Annotated in this window: 14 protein-coding genes; 12 read left to right on the top strand and 2 right to left on the bottom strand. The window is 72.7% G+C overall.

Features of this window, described 5'->3' with window-relative positions; all coding sequences use genetic code 11:
* Window positions 1-33: 33 nt before the first annotated feature.
* The 4 genes from ACYQ8Q_RS15355 to ACYQ8Q_RS15340 all read left to right on the top strand — a co-directional run bounded on the left by ACYQ8Q_RS15355 (window position 34) and on the right by ACYQ8Q_RS15340 (window position 5,066).
* Window positions 34-1,575, top strand: coding sequence for an amino acid adenylation domain-containing protein (locus tag ACYQ8Q_RS15355; RefSeq protein WP_460065358.1), 1,542 nt, complete (start codon window positions 34-36; stop codon window positions 1,573-1,575).
* A complete protein-coding gene (locus tag ACYQ8Q_RS15350; protein WP_460065356.1) occupies window positions 1,572-2,819 on the top strand; it encodes a ferredoxin reductase domain-containing protein in 1,248 nt (415 codons plus the stop codon). Before ACYQ8Q_RS15355 ends, ACYQ8Q_RS15350 begins: the two co-directional genes overlap by 4 nt.
* A 14-nt stretch (window positions 2,820-2,833) precedes the next feature.
* Complete coding sequence (locus tag ACYQ8Q_RS15345) at window positions 2,834-3,601, top strand: enoyl-CoA hydratase-related protein (protein WP_460065353.1); 768 nt, start codon at window positions 2,834-2,836, stop codon at window positions 3,599-3,601.
* Between the two features lie 241 nt (window positions 3,602-3,842).
* Window positions 3,843-5,066: an RNA-guided endonuclease InsQ/TnpB family protein gene (locus tag ACYQ8Q_RS15340; RefSeq protein WP_460065351.1), complete on the top strand. Its 1,224-nt coding sequence runs from the start codon at window positions 3,843-3,845 to the stop codon at window positions 5,064-5,066.
* A gap of 35 nt (window positions 5,067-5,101) precedes the next feature.
* Here ACYQ8Q_RS15340 and ACYQ8Q_RS15335 read toward each other — a convergent pair whose 3' ends face one another.
* Window positions 5,102-5,779 (bottom strand): SanA/YdcF family protein, encoded by a 678-nt coding sequence (locus tag ACYQ8Q_RS15335; RefSeq protein WP_460065348.1) that lies wholly within the window; start codon window positions 5,777-5,779, stop codon window positions 5,102-5,104.
* A 206-nt stretch (window positions 5,780-5,985) separates the two neighbouring features.
* On the opposite strand from ACYQ8Q_RS15335, the gene ACYQ8Q_RS15330 reads away from it, so the two are divergent.
* The gene (locus tag ACYQ8Q_RS15330) at window positions 5,986-6,765 is read left to right on the top strand and encodes a sirohydrochlorin chelatase (protein ID WP_460065345.1); all 780 of its coding nucleotides are present in this window, start codon (window positions 5,986-5,988) and stop codon (window positions 6,763-6,765) included.
* A gap of 14 nt (window positions 6,766-6,779) precedes the next feature.
* Here the strand turns inward: ACYQ8Q_RS15330 and ACYQ8Q_RS15325 are convergent, their stop codons facing one another.
* Complete coding sequence (locus ACYQ8Q_RS15325) at window positions 6,780-7,670, bottom strand: LysR family transcriptional regulator (RefSeq protein ID WP_460065343.1); 891 nt, start codon at window positions 7,668-7,670, stop codon at window positions 6,780-6,782.
* A gap of 75 nt (window positions 7,671-7,745) precedes the next feature.
* Between ACYQ8Q_RS15325 and ACYQ8Q_RS15320 the strand changes: the two genes are divergently transcribed.
* From ACYQ8Q_RS15320 to ACYQ8Q_RS15290, 7 genes are all read left to right on the top strand, one after another.
* Complete coding sequence (locus tag ACYQ8Q_RS15320; RefSeq protein WP_460065341.1) at window positions 7,746-8,186, top strand: nuclear transport factor 2 family protein; 441 nt, start codon at window positions 7,746-7,748, stop codon at window positions 8,184-8,186.
* Between the two features lie 5 nt (window positions 8,187-8,191).
* The gene (locus ACYQ8Q_RS15315; RefSeq protein WP_460065339.1) at window positions 8,192-9,079 is read left to right on the top strand and encodes an NAD(P)H-binding protein; all 888 of its coding nucleotides are present in this window, start codon (window positions 8,192-8,194) and stop codon (window positions 9,077-9,079) included.
* Window positions 9,079-9,462, top strand: a complete 384-nt coding sequence (locus tag ACYQ8Q_RS15310; RefSeq protein ID WP_460065337.1) for a DoxX family protein — start codon at window positions 9,079-9,081, stop codon at window positions 9,460-9,462. Before ACYQ8Q_RS15315 ends, ACYQ8Q_RS15310 begins: the two co-directional genes overlap by 1 nt.
* A gap of 23 nt (window positions 9,463-9,485) precedes the next feature.
* Window positions 9,486-10,739: a deoxyguanosinetriphosphate triphosphohydrolase gene (locus ACYQ8Q_RS15305; RefSeq protein WP_460065335.1), complete on the top strand. Its 1,254-nt coding sequence runs from the start codon at window positions 9,486-9,488 to the stop codon at window positions 10,737-10,739.
* A 157-nt stretch (window positions 10,740-10,896) separates the two neighbouring features.
* Window positions 10,897-12,162 carry an NAD(P)/FAD-dependent oxidoreductase gene (locus ACYQ8Q_RS15300; RefSeq protein WP_460065333.1) on the top strand — a complete coding sequence of 422 codons (1,266 nt, stop codon included), beginning with the start codon at window positions 10,897-10,899 and terminating at the stop codon, window positions 12,160-12,162.
* 124 nt (window positions 12,163-12,286) lie between these two features.
* Entirely contained in the window at window positions 12,287-14,182 is a 1,896-nt protein-coding gene (gene dnaG / locus ACYQ8Q_RS15295) for a DNA primase (RefSeq protein ID WP_460065331.1), read from the top strand.
* 115 nt (window positions 14,183-14,297) lie between these two features.
* Window positions 14,298-15,449 (top strand): RNA polymerase sigma factor, encoded by a 1,152-nt coding sequence (locus tag ACYQ8Q_RS15290; RefSeq protein WP_460073324.1) that lies wholly within the window; start codon window positions 14,298-14,300, stop codon window positions 15,447-15,449.
* Window positions 15,450-15,478 lie beyond the last annotated feature (29 nt).

Genomic DNA, 15,478 nt, shown 5'->3' with positions numbered 1-15,478 from the left:
CGACACTCGAACCAGCCTGGAGGTCCCCCCGACATGCCTCTGCGCCATCTCACCCCCCATGACCGGCACCTGTTCCACCGGTACGGCCGGGGCCCCGCCGTCCCCGTCCCGGATCCGCTGATCCACCGCGCCGTCGAACGGCAGGCCGCCGTCCGGCCCCACGCGGTCGCCGCCGAACACCAGGGCGCGACCCTCACCTACGGCGAACTGGACCGGTACGCCGACGCCGTCGCCGCCCGGCTGGCCCGCGAGGGCGTCCGCCCCGGCGACCACGTCGGGCTCTTCGTCCGCCGCTCGATCCCCCTGCTGGTCGGCCTGCTCGGCATCCTGAAGGCGGGCGCGGCCTACGTCCCCCAGGACATCGGTCTCGCGCCGCGGGCCCAGCTCGACCATGTGGTGCGCACCGCCGCGACCGCCGTCGTCCTCACCCAGCGCGAGCACCTCGCCCGGGTACCGGCCGGCCCCCGGGTGATCGCCCTGGACGACCCCCTCGAACCGGCCCCGGCGCCCCGCCCCCGGATCGCCCCCGACGACGGCTGCTACGTCCTGTTCACCTCCGGCACCACCGGCCGCCCCAACGGGGTGAAGGTCACCCACCGCAACGTCGCCAACATCCTGCTCACCCAGCCCGGCGCCCTCGGCATCCGCCCCGGCGACCGGGTGGCCCACCTCCTCAACGTGGCCTTCGACATGGCCGCCTGGGAGATCCTCGGCTGCCTCGCGCACGGCGCCACCCTGGTCGTCCGCGGCAAGGACATCGCGGCGGCCGCGCACACCGCCACCGTCCTGATCGCCACCCCGACCGTGCTGTCCGGCATCGACCCGGCGGCCTGCCCCCGGGTGCGCGCGGTGGCCGTCGCCGGGGAGCCCTGCCCGCGTCCGCTCGCCGACCGCTGGGCCCGCCGCGCGGCCTTCTTCAACTGCTGCGGCCCCACCGAGACCACCATCGTCAACACGATGAGCCGCCACGACCCGGCCGACCCGCTCCTCACCATCGGCCGTCCCACGCCCAACAACACGGTGTACGTCCTCGACGCCGACCGCCGTCCGCTGCCCATCGGCGAGACCGGCGAGATGTGGGCGGGCGGCGACTGCGTGTCGGCGGGGTACCTCGGCGGCGAGGCGCTGAACGCCGAGCGGTACGCGCCCGACCCCTTCCTCGGCGGCGGGCGTCTGATGTTCCGCACCCGCGACCTGGGCCGCTGGACCCCCGACGGGCGGCTGGAACACCTCGGCCGCACCGACGACCAGGTCAAGGTGCGCGGCTTCCGGGTGGAACTGGACTCGGTCTCCTCGGTCCTGGAGCGGCTCCCCGGCTGCACCCGGGCGGTGACCCTCCGGCGCGACGCCCGCAGCCTGGTCTCCTTCGTCTGTCCGGCGGACGTCGACCCGGAGGCGGCCCGCCGCGCCGTCGCCGAGGTGCTGCCGTACTACTGCGTGCCCGTTGATGTCATGCCCCTGACATCACTGCCGGAGACCGACCGCGGCAAGATCGACAAACCGGCGCTGCTGCGGCTGGCGCGGGAGCGGGCGGCGGTGTCCCCGGACCGGGACCGGGTGGCGGTGACCCGGTGACGACCTCCCTGGACCGCACCTCCGTCGGACCGCCCCCGCTGCTGTCCGCGCCCCGCCGCCTCCTCAAGCACCCCCGCCTGATGCACTACAACCGCCTCGCGGCCCTGGTGCTCACCGTCAACGCCGCCTACGCGTGGCTCGGTCGGCCCCTGCCGGACCGCTCCCTCGCCCACGCGGCCCTCGCCAACCTCGCCCTCGCCGTCCTCGTCCGCCAGCAGTACGTCGTCAACCTCCTCTTCCGGCTGGCGACTTCGGCCCCGGTCCACTGGCCGCTGCGGATCCGCTGGACGCTCGGCAAGGTCTACCACTTCGGCGGACTGCACGTGGGCGGGGCGCTGGCGGGGGCCGCCTGGTTCCTGGCGCTCACCCTGCGGACGCGCAACGGCCCTCTGCTGGCGGTCGGTTGGACCCTGGTGGCGCTCCTCGCGCTGATCGTGGCGACCGCCCTGCCGCCCTTCCGCTCCCGTCACCACGACACCTTCGAGAAGATCCACCGCTTCGGCGGCTGGACCGCCCTCGCCCTGTTCTGGACGCACACCCTGATGTCGGCCCCCGGTCCGGTGCCGGTGGCGGTGCTCGCGCTCGTCACCCTCAGCGTGGCGCTGCCCTGGCTGCGGCTGCGCAGGGTCGACGTGCGCACCGAACGCCCGTCCCCGCACGTGGCGCTGGCCCGCTTCGACTACGGCGAGACCCCGTTCGCCGGCTCCTCCACCGCGATCAGCCGCAGCCCGCTGAGGGAATGGCACTCCTTCGCCAACGTCCCGGCCCCCGGCGAGTCCGGCTTCCGGCTCACCATCTCCCGGGCCGGCGACTGGACCGGCTCCTTCATCGACGACCTTCCCACGACGGTCTGGACGAAGGGCATCACCACGGCCGGCGTCGCCAACATCGAGGTCCTCTTCCGCAAGGTGGTGTACGTGGCGACCGGCAGCGGCATCGGCCCCTGCCTGCCCCATCTGCTCGCCGCCGAGGTCCCCTCCCGCCTGGTGTGGGCGACCCGCGACCCCCGCACGACCTACGGCGACGCCCTCGTCGACGAGATCCTCGCCGTCCAGCCGCACGCCGTCGTCTGGGACACCTCCCGCGACGGCAAGCCCGACATGGTGGCCCTCGCGTACGCCGCCCACCGGGACTTCGGGGCAGAGGCGGTGATCTGCATCTCCAACAAGAAGCTGACCTGGCAGGTCGTGCACGGGCTGGAACGGCGCGGGATTCCGGCCTACGGCGCGATCTGGGACTCGTGAGAGGAGCGGCGGGGATGACGAACCTGAAGCTGGACCGCGAGGGCGCGGTCGTGACCGTGACCCTGCACCGCCCGCACGTCCGCAACGCCCTGGACTCGGCACTGCTGGCCGAACTCATGGATGCCCTGAGGCCGTTGGACGCGGACCCCGCCGTCGGCTGTGTGGTCCTCACCGGCTCCGAGCGGGTGTTCGCCGCGGGCGCCGACATCAAGGAGATGGCGGACCGGACGGCCGCCGAGATGCGGGACGCGGACTGGTTCGGCGGCTGGGAGGACTTCGCCGACCTGCGCGTCCCGAAGATCGCGGCCGTCAACGGGTATGCCCTGGGCGGCGGCTGCGAGCTGGCGATGATGTGCGACCTGGTGATCGCGGGGGAGTCCGCGGTCTTCGGCCAGCCGGAGATCACCCTCGGCGTGATCCCCGGCATCGGCGGCACCCAGCGGCTGACCCGTCTGGCCGGCCGCGCCAAGGCGATGGACCTGGTCCTCACCGGCCGCACCATGGACGCCGCCGAGGCGGAACGCGCGGGCCTGGTCTCCCGCGTCGTCCCGGACGAGCGGGTCCTGCCCGAGGCACTCCGGGCGGCGGCGACGATCGCCTCGTACGGCCGGATCGCGGTGCGCGCGGCCCGGGAGTGCGTGGACCGGGCCCTGGAGACCGGCCTGCGCGACGGCCTCCGCCACGAACGGCGCGTCTTCCACGGTCTGTTCGCGACACAGGACCAGAAGGAGGGCATGACGGCGTTCCTCCAGAAGCGCCCGCCGGTGTTCCGGGGCCGCTGACGACCGGGGGCGGGAGCGGCGGCCTCCTCTCCCGCCTCCGGTCACCTGCGTTCTTGCCAGGATGCCCCGGCGTTCACGCCGGGGAGGAATCGCATCCGCGGAGCCGGGTGAAGCGAACGTGCGTGCCTATGGTCGCTGGTTGTGGTGACTCCGGCGCGAGGAGGGTACGGGTGTGCGTGTGTCGCACGTACGGTCTTGTCGTGAAAGCCGGGTGAGCGGGCGGGGCGTGGGAGGGGATGTTGTGCCGGGGGTGAAGGAGGGCGGGGAGGGCGGGCATGCCCGGTACACCTACCGGCTGCGTGTGTCGTCGACCGCATGCGCGGCCCTGCTGGCGGAATGGGACCGGTGCCGGTGGACGTGGAACGAGTGCGTGGCCAAGTCCAAGGCCGTGTACGCGCAGAACAAGGCGCACCCCGAGGGCAGGCAGACCTGCGGCCCGGCTCAGCTCGACAAGATGCTGACCGAGGCCCGCGAGTGCACGCCGTGGCTGCGCGAGGGGAGTTCGGTGCCGCAGCAGCAGATCATCCGGGACTTCGGCAAGTCGCGTGCGAAGGCGCAGAAGGACATCAAGGAACGTCTGCCCCTCAGGCAGCGGGCCGGGATGCCGGGGTGGAAGAAGAAACGCGAAGCCGAGCCGACACTGAACTACACCAGGCGCGGTTTCCGTCTGAAGGACGGCCGTCTGCACCTCGCGGGTGGCATCGTGCTGAGCGTGGTGTGGTCCCGCGGCCTGCCTGCCCAGCCGTCCAGCGTGCGCGTGTACCGCGACAGCATCGGCCACTGGTACGCCTCCTTCGTGGTAGCCGCCCAGATCCAGCCGCTCCCCGCCACCGGCGCGGTGATCGGTGTGGACTGGGGTGTGACAGAGACCGCGACCACCACCTCGAACACCCACGATCTTCCCCACGCGCAGCACGGCAGGAAGGCCCGGCAGAAGCTGTCGCGGTACGACCGGATGATGGCCCGCCGCAAACCGAAGAAGGGCCACGCCGGATCGAGGGGCTACCGCGAGGCGAAGAAGCGGCGCGCCAAGGCGTACGCGAAGATCGCCCGGCAGCGGCAGGACACCGGCCGCAAATGGGCCAAGAAGGTCGTGCGTGAGCACGATGCCATCGCCGTGGAGGACTTCCGTCCGAAGTTCCTCGCCAGGACCACCATGGCCAGGAAGGCCGCCGACGCCGCCATCGGCGCCACGAAGAAGGCCCTGATCGAGATGGGCCGCAAGCACGGGCGGGATATCCGCCTCGTGCACCCCGCGCACACCACCATGGACTGCGCGTCGTGCGGAGCGAGAACCAAGCACGCACTGCCGCTGTCCGAACGTACCTACACCTGCACCGCGTGCGGAGCCGTCTTCCCCAGGGACAAGAACTCCGCCCGCGTGATGCTCGTCCGGGCTGGTCTCAACCCGGCTGGTGCCGAGGGCGTAAGACCTCCCGGAGCGCTGCTCCCAGAGGCTGCCTGAGCCAGGAATCCCCTCCCCTTCAGGGAGGGGAGGATTCAATTCCCTGCCGCCAGCGCCCGCGCCACACCCTTCTCCTTCGGGCCGAGGAACCGCGGATCCGGCTCGAACACCGCGTCCAGGGCCGCCTTGCCCGCCGCGAGGATCTCCCGGGTGCCTCCGTAGTACCAGGTCACATCGTGCTTGGCGTCGACGCCGACACCGTAGGAGTCGACGCCCGCCGCCTCGCACAGGGCGACCGCCCGCCGGATGTGGAAGCCCTGGCTGATCAGCACCGCCCGATCCACGCCGAAAATCTTCTTGGCGCGCACACAGGAGTCCCAGGTGTCGAAGCCGGCGTAGTCGCTGACGATCCGCCCGTCCGGCACCCCGTGCCCGGTCAGATAGGCGCGCATGGCGTCCGGCTCGTCGTAGTCCTCGCGGCTGTTGTCGCCGGTCACCAGGACGACCTCGATCCGGCCCTCCCGGTACAGCCTCGCCGCCGCGTCGAGCCGGTGCGCCAGGTACGGCGACGGCTCGCCGTCCCACAGCCCGGCCCCGAAGACCACGGCGACCTCGCGCCGCGGCGCCCCCGCCGTCGTACCGATCCGGTCGCCCGTGGACACGAACAGCCAGGTGGCCGGCAGCAGCGCGAGCACACACCCGGCCATCACCGTCTGCACCAGCCGGCGCCGCCCGGCACGGGTGCGCGGCAGCCGCGGTCGACGGATCTTCATGAGGTGCCCCCTGACTCGCCGGTCGATCCGGGTCGAAATCCCGTTCGGCCTGGGAAGACGCAGCGTACGGTGATCCGGTTCGCCCGCTCACCGGGGACCCGTCGCACCCGGACCTCACAGCGCCCCGGGGCCCGCCGTGAACGCCCGGAAAATACTCGTGACGGTCAGGCAACGGGGGTGCAACCTCGCCCGGCGACGATCGGGACATGAGCCAGCCAAGCCTCGTCCAGCTCGACGCCCGCCGGCGCCCGGCCCCGCCCGCGCTGGTGGTCGTCGCCCACGGCAGCCGGGACCCGCGCGCCCTGAGCACCGTACGCACCCTGCTCGACCGGGTCCGCGACCGGCGCCCCGGCCTGCCGGTGCACCTCGGGCACATCGAGCTGAACGAGCCCCTGCTCACCGACACGCTGGCCGCCCTGGACGCCCGCGGCACCACGGACGCCGTCCTGGTCCCCCTGCTCCTCGCCCGCGGCTACCACGTCAAGCGCGACATCCCGGAGATGGCGGCGACGGCCCGGGTCCGCACGCGCGTGGCGGCCCCGCTCGGCCCGCACCCCCTCCTGGTCGACACCCTGCACACCCGCCTCCTGGAGGCGGGCTGGCCCCCGGCCATGACCGCCGACGACCGCCGCACGAGCGCGGTGGTCCTGGCGGCGGCGGGCTCCCGCGACCCCGACTCGGCGACGGACACCCGCCGCACGGCCCACCTCCTGGCGGCACGTCTGGGTGTCCCGGTGGTCCCCGCGTACGCCTCCACGGCCACCCCGACCGTCGACACGGCACTGCGCGCGCTGGCGGCGAGGGGTCGCGAGAGGGTGGCGGTCGCCTCGTACTTCACGGCCCCGGGCCGCTTCGCGAGGGAGTGCGCGCAGAAGGCTCCCTGGATCGCCTCGGCCCCCCTGGGCACCCACCCGGCGATGGCCGACCTCCTCCTCCACCGCTACGACCAGGCACGGGAGGCGGGCGGCAGCAGCAACGCCGCCTGAGACCTCGCGACCCGTCACGGGGTGATGGGGCCGAGGTCGGCGGCGGTCTCGGCCAGCGCGCGCAGGGCGGGGCTGTCGGCGCCGGTGCGCCAGGTGAGTGCGAACTCCAGGGCGGGCGCGTCGGTCAGGGGCAGGAAGACGACGCCGGGGGGCTTGTTGTAGCGCGCGGCGATCTCGCCCAGCGGGTGGACGCAGCGCCCGGAGGCGACCAGCGAGAGGATCTCGTGAAAGGTCCGCGCGACGGGCCCGCGCGGGACACGGCGGCCCAGCGGGGTGCGGGTGGGGGCCATGGAGGCGACCCAGTACTCGGGGAGCCCGGGACCGATGTCGACGACATGATGGTCGGCCAGGTCCTCCAGCGAGGCCGTGCCCTGTCCGGCGAGCGGATGGTCCGCGGCCACGGCCAGCACCCGGCCCATCGTGAGCACGGTGGGGCCGACGACGAGGTCCGGTTCGGCGACGGGCAGCCACAGCACGTGGGCGTCGTGCTCCCCGGCGCGCAGAGCGGTGAAGGCGTCGAAGCCGTTGATCTCGCCGAACTCGATGTCGGCGCCGGGGTGACGGGCGCGGAACGCGTCGACGAGGGGCCGTAGTTCATGCCCGGCGTGCCCGAACACACCGAGCCTGAGGGTCCGGCCCGCGCCCGCACCGGCGGCCTGGGCCCGGGCGAGCCCCGCGTGCAGGAGGTCGACGGCCTGCTGGAGGTCCTCCCGCAGGCGGCGGCCGACCGGGGTCAGGGCCACCCGACGGCTGGTGCGGTCGAACAGCACCACGCCGAGCTGCCGTTCCTGACTGCGGATGGCCTGGCTGACCCGGGCCTGGGACACATGGAGCCGTTCGGCGGTGCGGCCGAAGTGCAGTTCCTCGGCCAGGGTCAGGAAGATCTCGACGTCCCGCAGCTCCATGCATAACCCCCACGTTATGAACAGCCCCACGGACTCTACCTTGTTCCCCCGCTGACCTGCGTCGATGCTGGACGTATGAACGCTTCCCAGGCCGTCGTCGACCGCCTCGAGATCGAGGCACTGTGCGCGGAGGTCACCGACGCGGTGATGATGCGTGACTTCGACCGCTTCGCCTCGCTGTTCACGCCCTGCGCGGTCGTGCGCTGGCCGCACATCGGCAAGGAGTTCGCGGGCCGCGAGGAGATCCGGGCGGGGATCGAATGGGGGCAGGGGCTGTGGGAGTTCTTCGTGCAGAACGTCCACGCCGGTGTCGTCCGGCTCGACGGCGACACGGCGACCGGGCGTGTGTACATCGAGGAGTTCGGGCGGATGCGCGACGGCGGCTCCCATCGCAACCACGCCCTCTACCACGACCGTTACCGGCGCACGCCCGACGGCTGGCGGTTCGACGAACGGGTCTACGAGGTCCGGTACGTCGACTCCACGCCGCTCAGGGGCTCACCACCGAAGGAGTGAATGTCATGTACCTGATTACCGGAGCCAATGGCGTCGTGGGACGCCGGGTGACGGACCTGCTGCTGCGGGAGAACGGGGGCGGCGGCGGGAACGGCGAGAACGGCGAGAAGGCAGCCGTCGCCGCGGTCACCCGCGGTCCCGGCGCGGCCACGCTCCCGGACGGTGTCCGAGCCGTCGCCGGCGACCTGTTCCACCCCGGCTGGATCGAGCCGGCGCTGGCCGGGGTGCGGGCCCTCCAGATCAGCCCGCGCGCCACCGGCCCGGGGCTCGGCGAACTCCTGCGGCTCGCCGCCGGGCAGGGCGTACGGCGGGTGGTGCTGCTGTCGGCCACCACCGTGGAGCATCCCGCGGGGGAGGCCCGCTTCGCCGACCGGTTCCGCCACGCCGAGGAGCTCGTCCGGGACTCCGGCCTGGACTGGACGGTTCTGCGCCTGGCCGACTTCGCGGCCAACGCGCTGGCCTGGGCGCCGCAGACCGGGTCCGGCGACGTGGTGCGCGGCGCGTACGGCCGGGCCGCGACCTCCCCCGTCCACGAGGACGACATCGCTGAGATCGCCGTCCACGCCCTGCGCGGCACCCTCCCCCCGGGTTCGGTCCACACCCTGACCGGGCCGCAGTCGCTGGACCAGGCCGAGAAGGTGCGGCTCATCGGGGCCGCCCTCGGCCGGGACCTGTCCTTCCAGGAGCTCCCGCCCGAGCGGATCCGCCAGGCCATGCTCGCCCAGGGGCTGCCCGAGGAGGTCCCCGACCGGCTGCTCGGCTCCCTGGCCGACTACGCCCGCCGCCCGGGACCCACCACCGCCACCGTGGCGGACCTGCTGGGCCGGCCCGCGCGCACCTTCGCCGACTGGGCCCGCGAGAACGCACCCGCTTTCGGAAGGGGAGTTTCCTGATGAACCTCACGCTGTGGACCGCCGCCGGACTGCTGGCCGCGGTCGCCCTGGCCGGCGGTGTCACCAAGACCTTCGTCCCCAAGGCGAGACTGGCCGCCCAGCACGGCGGGGAATGGACGCGGGAAGCGAGCGCCGGCTTCGTCAGGACCCTCGGGGTCCTGGAGCTGCTGGCCGCGGCCGGCCTGATCCTGCCCGCCGCGCTCGGCATCGCCCCGGTCATGGTGCCGGTGACGGCCACCTGCTGGGTCGCCCTCATGATCGGCGCGATGATCACCCACGGCCGCCTCGGCCAGTCCGGGCTGGTCCTGCTGAACACGGTCTACCTCGCGCTCGCCGCCCTCGTCGCGTGGGGCCGCTTCGGCCCTTGGTCCTTCGGCGGCTGACGGCGGTCGCTTACTGTCGAAACATGCCCTATGACCTGCCGTCAGCCGAACGCTGGGCCCCCGAACCGGACAAGCGCCCCGGCCGCACCGCCTTCCAGCGCGACCGCGCGAGAATCCTGCACTCCTCCGCGCTGAGAAGGCTCGCGGGAAAGACCCAGGTCGTCACCCCGGGGGAGCGCAGCCAGGAGTGGGACGCGACCCCCCGCACCCGCCTCACCCACTCCCTGGAGTGCGCCCAGGTCGGCCGTGAGCTGGGCGCCGCCCTCGGCTGCGATCCCGACCTCGTCGAAGCGGCCTGCCTCGCGCACGACCTCGGCCACCCCCCGTTCGGCCACAACGGCGAACAGGCCCTCAACGACTTCGCCCACGACTGCGGCGGCTTCGAGGGCAACGCCCAGTCGCTGCGCCTGCTCACCCGGATCGAACCCAAGCGCTTCACCGCCGAGGGCTCCGTCGGCCTCAACCTCACCCGGGCCACCCTCGACGCCGCCACCAAGTACCCCTGGCCGAGGGGCGACCACCCCACGGACCCGGCCTCGCCCAAGTTCGGCGTGTACGAGGACGACCGGCCCGTCTTCGACTGGGCCCGCAAGGAGGCCCCCGGCACCCGCACCTGCTTCGAGGCGCAGATCATGGACTGGTCCGACGACGTGGCCTACTCGGTGCACGACGTGGAGGACGGTCTGCACGCCGGCCACATCGACCCCGCCCGGCTGCGCTCCGAGGCGGAGCGCGCCGAGGTCTTCCGGGTCGCCGTCGGCCGTTACGTCCCCGCGGACACCGACCCCGCCGAACTCGCCGCCGCCCTCGACCGCCTTCAGGACCAGGAGTGGTGGCCGCACGGCTACGACGGCTCGGCGGTCGCCCAGGCCCGCCTCAAGGACGCCACCAGCCAGCTCATCGGCCGCTTCTGCCTCGCCGCGGAGGGCGCCACCCGGGCCCGGTACGGTTCCGGGCCTCTCACCCGCTACGGCTCCGCACTCGTCGTACCGCACGAGACGCGCCTGGAGTGCGCGGTCCTCAAGGCCGTCGCGGACCGGTACGTCATGCAGCGCGCCGAACAGGAGCGGCTCCGCGCCGACCAGCGCGTCGTGATCACCGAGCTGGCCGAGGCGCTCACCGCCCGCGCGCCCGAGGGACTCGACCCCCAGTTCCGCGCCCTGTTCGCCGAGGCTCCCGACGACCGCGCCCGCAAGCGGGTGATCGTCGACCAGATCGCCTCCCTCACCGACGCCTCCGCCCGCTCGCTCCACTCCCGTCTGACCACTCCCGTCTGACCGGGCACCCGTGACACCAGGGACACGAGCGCACGCAAGTGCACCCAAACGGACTCGAACGTGACCCAGCGTGGCCTGATCGGGCCACGTCCCCTTCCCCCATCACGCTCCGTGCGGGACGCTCGCATGTGGCGGTTCTCTCACGAGGAGGCATCACGTGGTCGACGCGGATCAGACATTCGTCATCGTCGGAGGAGGCCTGGCCGGCGCGAAGGCGGCCGAGACGCTGCGGGCGGAGGGCTTCACCGGCCGCGTGATACTGATCTGCGACGAACGCGACCACCCCTATGAGCGGCCGCCGCTGTCCAAGGGCTTCCTGCTCGGCAAGGAGAGCCGCGAGAGCGTCTTCGTGCACGAGCCCGCCTGGTACGCGCGCAACGACATCGAGCTGCACCTCGGCCAGACCGTCGACGCGATCGACCGCACCGCCAAGACGGTCCGCTTCGGCGACGACGGCACCCTCGTCCACTACGACAAGCTGCTGCTGGCCACCGGCGCCGAGCCGCGCCGTCTGGACATCCCCGGCACCGACCTCGCGGGCGTCCACCATCTGCGCCGGCTCGCGCACGCCGAGCGCCTCAAGGGCGTCCTGACCGCCCTCGGCCGCGACAACGGCCATCTGGTGATCGCCGGCGCCGGCTGGATCGGCCTGGAGGTGGCGGCGGCGGCCCGCGAGTACGGCGCCGAGGTCACCGTCATCGAGCCGTCCCCGACCCCGCTGCACGGCGTCCTCGGCCCCGAGCTGGGCAATGTCTTCGCCGAGCTGCACCGCGAGCACGGCGTCCGCTTCCGCTTCGGCGTCCGGCTGACCGAGATCGTCGGCCAGGACGGCATGGTCCTCGCCGTGCGCACCGACGACGGCGAGGAGCACCCGGCGCACGACGTCCTCGCCGCGATCGGCGCGGCCCCGCGCACCGCGCTCGCGGAGGCGGCCGGACTGACGCTGGCCGACCGCGTCCACGGCGGCGGCGTCGCCGTGGACGCCCGGCTGCGCACCTCCGACCCCGACGTCCACGCCGCCGGGGACGTCGCCTCCTTCCCGCACGGCCTGTTCGACACCCGGCTGCGGGTCGAGCACTGGGCCAACGCCCTCAACGGCGGACCGGCGGCGGCCCGCGCGATGCTCGGCAAGGACGTCACCTACGACCGGGTGCCGTACTTCTTCACCGACCAGTACGACCTGGGCATGGAGTACAGCGGATGGGCGCCGCCGGGGTCGTACGACGAGGTCGTGATCCGCGGGGACGCGGGGAAGCGGGAGTTCATCGCGTTCTGGGTGAAGGAGGGGCGCGTCCTCGCCGGGATGAACGTGAACGTGTGGGACGTCACAGAGCCGATCCAGAGGCTGATCGCTTCGGGGGGTGCCGTGGACACGGAGGCGCTGGCGGATCCGCATGTGCCGTTGGAGAGCCTTGGCGCCTAGCGGCTGCGCGGATCTGCCGTATCGCGGGTGCGGGTTGTGTCTGGCTGGTCGTGCAGTTCCCCGCGCCCCTGGAGGGGCGCTGCGGCTCGCCGGAGTTGTCACCGGGCCCCCGTAGAATCACCTCGTGGCAGGACGGATCAACGACGAGGACGTGAAGGCGGTACGGGACGCGGTCCCGATCGACGCCGTCGTGTCCGAGTACCTGCAGCTGCGCAACGCGGGCGGCGGCAACCTCAAGGGACTGTGCCCGTTCCACGACGAGAAGTCGCCCTCCTTCCAGGTCAGCCCGAGCAAGGGGCTCTTCCACTGCTTCGGCTGCCAGGAGGGCGGCGACACCCTCACCTTCGTGATGAAGGTCGACCACCTCACCTTCTCCGAGGCCGTCGAGCGGCTCGCCGCCCAGGCCGGCATCACCCTGCGCTACGAGGAGGGCGGCTACAACCCCTCCCACCAGCGCGGCGAGCGGATCCGCCTGGTCGAGGCCCACAAGATCGCCGCCGACTTCTACACCGAACAGCTCGCCACCAGCCCGGAGGCCGACACCGGCCGCCAGTTCCTCGCCGAGCGCGGCTTCGACCAGGCCGCCGCCCAGCACTTCTCCGTCGGCTACAGCCCCCAGGGCTGGGACCACCTCACCCGCTTCCTGCGCGGCAAGGGCTTCACCGACAAGGAGCTGCTGCTCTCCGGCCTCTCCCAGGAGGGCCGCCGCGGCCCCATCGACCGCTTCCGCGGCCGGCTGATGTGGCCCATCCGCGACATCGGCGGCGAGGTCGTCGGCTTCGGCGCGCGCAAGCTCTACGAGGCGGACAACGGCCCCAAGTACCTCAACACGCCCGAGACGGCGATCTACAAGAAGTCCCAGGTGCTGTACGGCATCGACCTCGCGAAGAAGGACATCGCCAAGGCCAGCCGCGCGGTCGTCGTCGAGGGGTACACCGACGTCATGGCCTGCCACCTCGCCGGCGTCACCACCGCCATCGCCACCTGCGGCACCGCCTTCGGCGGGGAGCACATCAAGGTGCTGCGCCGCCTGCTGATGGACAACGGCACCTCCCGCGTCATCTTCACCTTCGACGGCGACGCGGCGGGCCAGAAGGCCGCGTTGCGGGCGTTCGAGGACGACCAGAAGTTCGCCGCCGAGACCTACATCGCGATCGCTCCCGACGGCATGGACCCCTGCGAGCTGCGCTTGGCGAAGGGTGACGACGCCGTCGCGGAACTGGTCCAACCGCGCACCCCGCTCTTCAAGTTCGCACTTCAGCAGATCGTGAAGCGCTACGACCTCGAGACTGCCGGGGGCCGCGCGGCGGCCTTGGACGAGGCGGCCCCCGTGGCGGCCCGGATCAAGGAGCGTACGGCGCGGCGTGAGATGGCCGTGGAACTCGCCGGCCTGGTCGGCATCCTGGACCCGGAGTTCGTGGTGGACCGGGTCGGTCACCTCCACCGGCGCGGAGGTGGCAAGGGCCCCGCCCCGGTCGGCCGCGGCCCCCAGCAGCCCTATGAGGCCGCCCCCCGCCCGGCCACCGCCGGCCCGGCCCTCACCCTGCGCAACCCCGTCTACGCCACCGAGCGCGAGCTGCTCAAGCTCGCCCTCCAGCGCCCCGAACTGGTCTCCCCGGCCTTCGACGCGTACGGCGTCGACGAGTTCACCGCCGCCCCCTACGCCGCCGTACGCCAGGCCGTCATGGACGCGGGCGGCGCCGAATGGGGACTCCAGGACGCCCAGGAGTACCTGATCCGGGTCCGCGAGGCCGCCCCCGACGACACCGTCCGCGCCATGGTCACCGAGCTCGCCGTCGAGCCGATCATGCGCCGCACGGTCGACGAGGTCTACGCCGGCACGGTCCTCGTCCAGGTCCGCCGACGCGCCGTGGAACGCCGCGTCCGCGACGTCCAGTCCCAGCTGACCCGCCTCGGCGCCGGCGGCGACCAGGTCCAACTGGCCGCCGTGCAGAACGAGCTGTGGGTGCTTCAGCAGTACGACCAGGTCCTCCAGGCACACGGCGCCGCGGCGCTCTGAACAGCTGGTTACGGACCGGACTCAAAAAGTCACCGCACGCCCCTCGTGGCGGGGATGTGTCGTACTCCACACTGGGTGCGGTGCCTGAGTCCTCGGAGCGGCCCCCGCAGTACCGCTGCCGCTCACCTCAGCAGCGATCATCCTGGAGGTCGCCCCCGTGCAGACCCAGACCCTGACGCAGAACGCCAGCACTACCGACGACACGGAACCGGACGCCGAGACCGAGGTGCTGGTCGCGGTCCCGCCGCAGCACCGTGCCGCGCACCACCCGGAGACGGAACCGCCCCCGGAAGCCCTGGAAGAGGCCCCCGAGCCCGCCGAGGCGCCCCCCGCCCGGGCCGCCGCCGACACCAGCGGGCCCTCCTCCGACCTGTTCCGCCAGTACCTGCGGGAGATCGGCCGCATCCCGCTGCTCACCGCGGCCGAGGAGGTCGACCTCGCCCGCCGGGTCGAGGCCGGGCTGTTCGCCGAGGAGAAACTGGGCAGCACCCCCGACCTGGACAGTGACCTCGCCCTCGACCTCGACCGGCTGGTCGTCATGGGCCGCATGGCCAAGCGCCGCCTCATCGAGGCCAACCTGCGGCTCGTCGTCTCCGTCGCCAAACGGTACGTCGGACGCGGCCTGACCATGCTGGACCTCGTCCAGGAGGGCAACCTCGGGCTCATCCGCGCGGTGGAGAAGTTCGACTACGCCCGCGGCTACAAGTTCTCCACGTACGCCACCTGGTGGATCCGCCAGGCCATGTCCCGCGCCCTCGCCGACCAGGCCCGCACCATCCGCGTTCCGGTCCATGTCGTCGAGCTGATCAACCGGGTGGTCCGCGTCCAGCGGCGGATGCTGCAGGAACGCGGCTACGAGCCGACGGCCGACGAGGTCGCCGGCCAGCTCGACCTCGCCCCCGAGCGGGTCGGCGAGGTGCTGCGGCTGGCCCAGGAACCCGTCTCCCTGCACGCCCCGGTGGGCGAGGAGGACGACGTGGCCCTCGGCGACCTCATCGAGGACGGCGACGCGACCAGCCCCGTCGAGTCGGCCGCCTTCCTCCTTCTGCGCGAGCACCTGGAGGCGGTGCTCTCCACGCTCGGCGAACGTGAGCGCAAGGTCGTGCAGCTCCGGTACGGCCTCGCCGACGGCCGCCCCCGCACCCTGGAGGAGATCGGCCGCATCTTCGGCGTGACACGGGAGCGGATCCGCCAGATCGAGTCGAAGACCCTGAACAAGTTGCGGGATCACGCGTTCGCGGATCAGCTTCGGGGCTATCTGGATTAGGGCGGGTGCGGGCCCGGTGGGGGCTGGTC

The organism is Streptomyces sp. YKOK-I1 (assembly GCF_054660435.1).
Note: the sequence above shows the minus strand (reverse complement) of the source record. Positions and strands in the feature narration are given on the sequence as shown.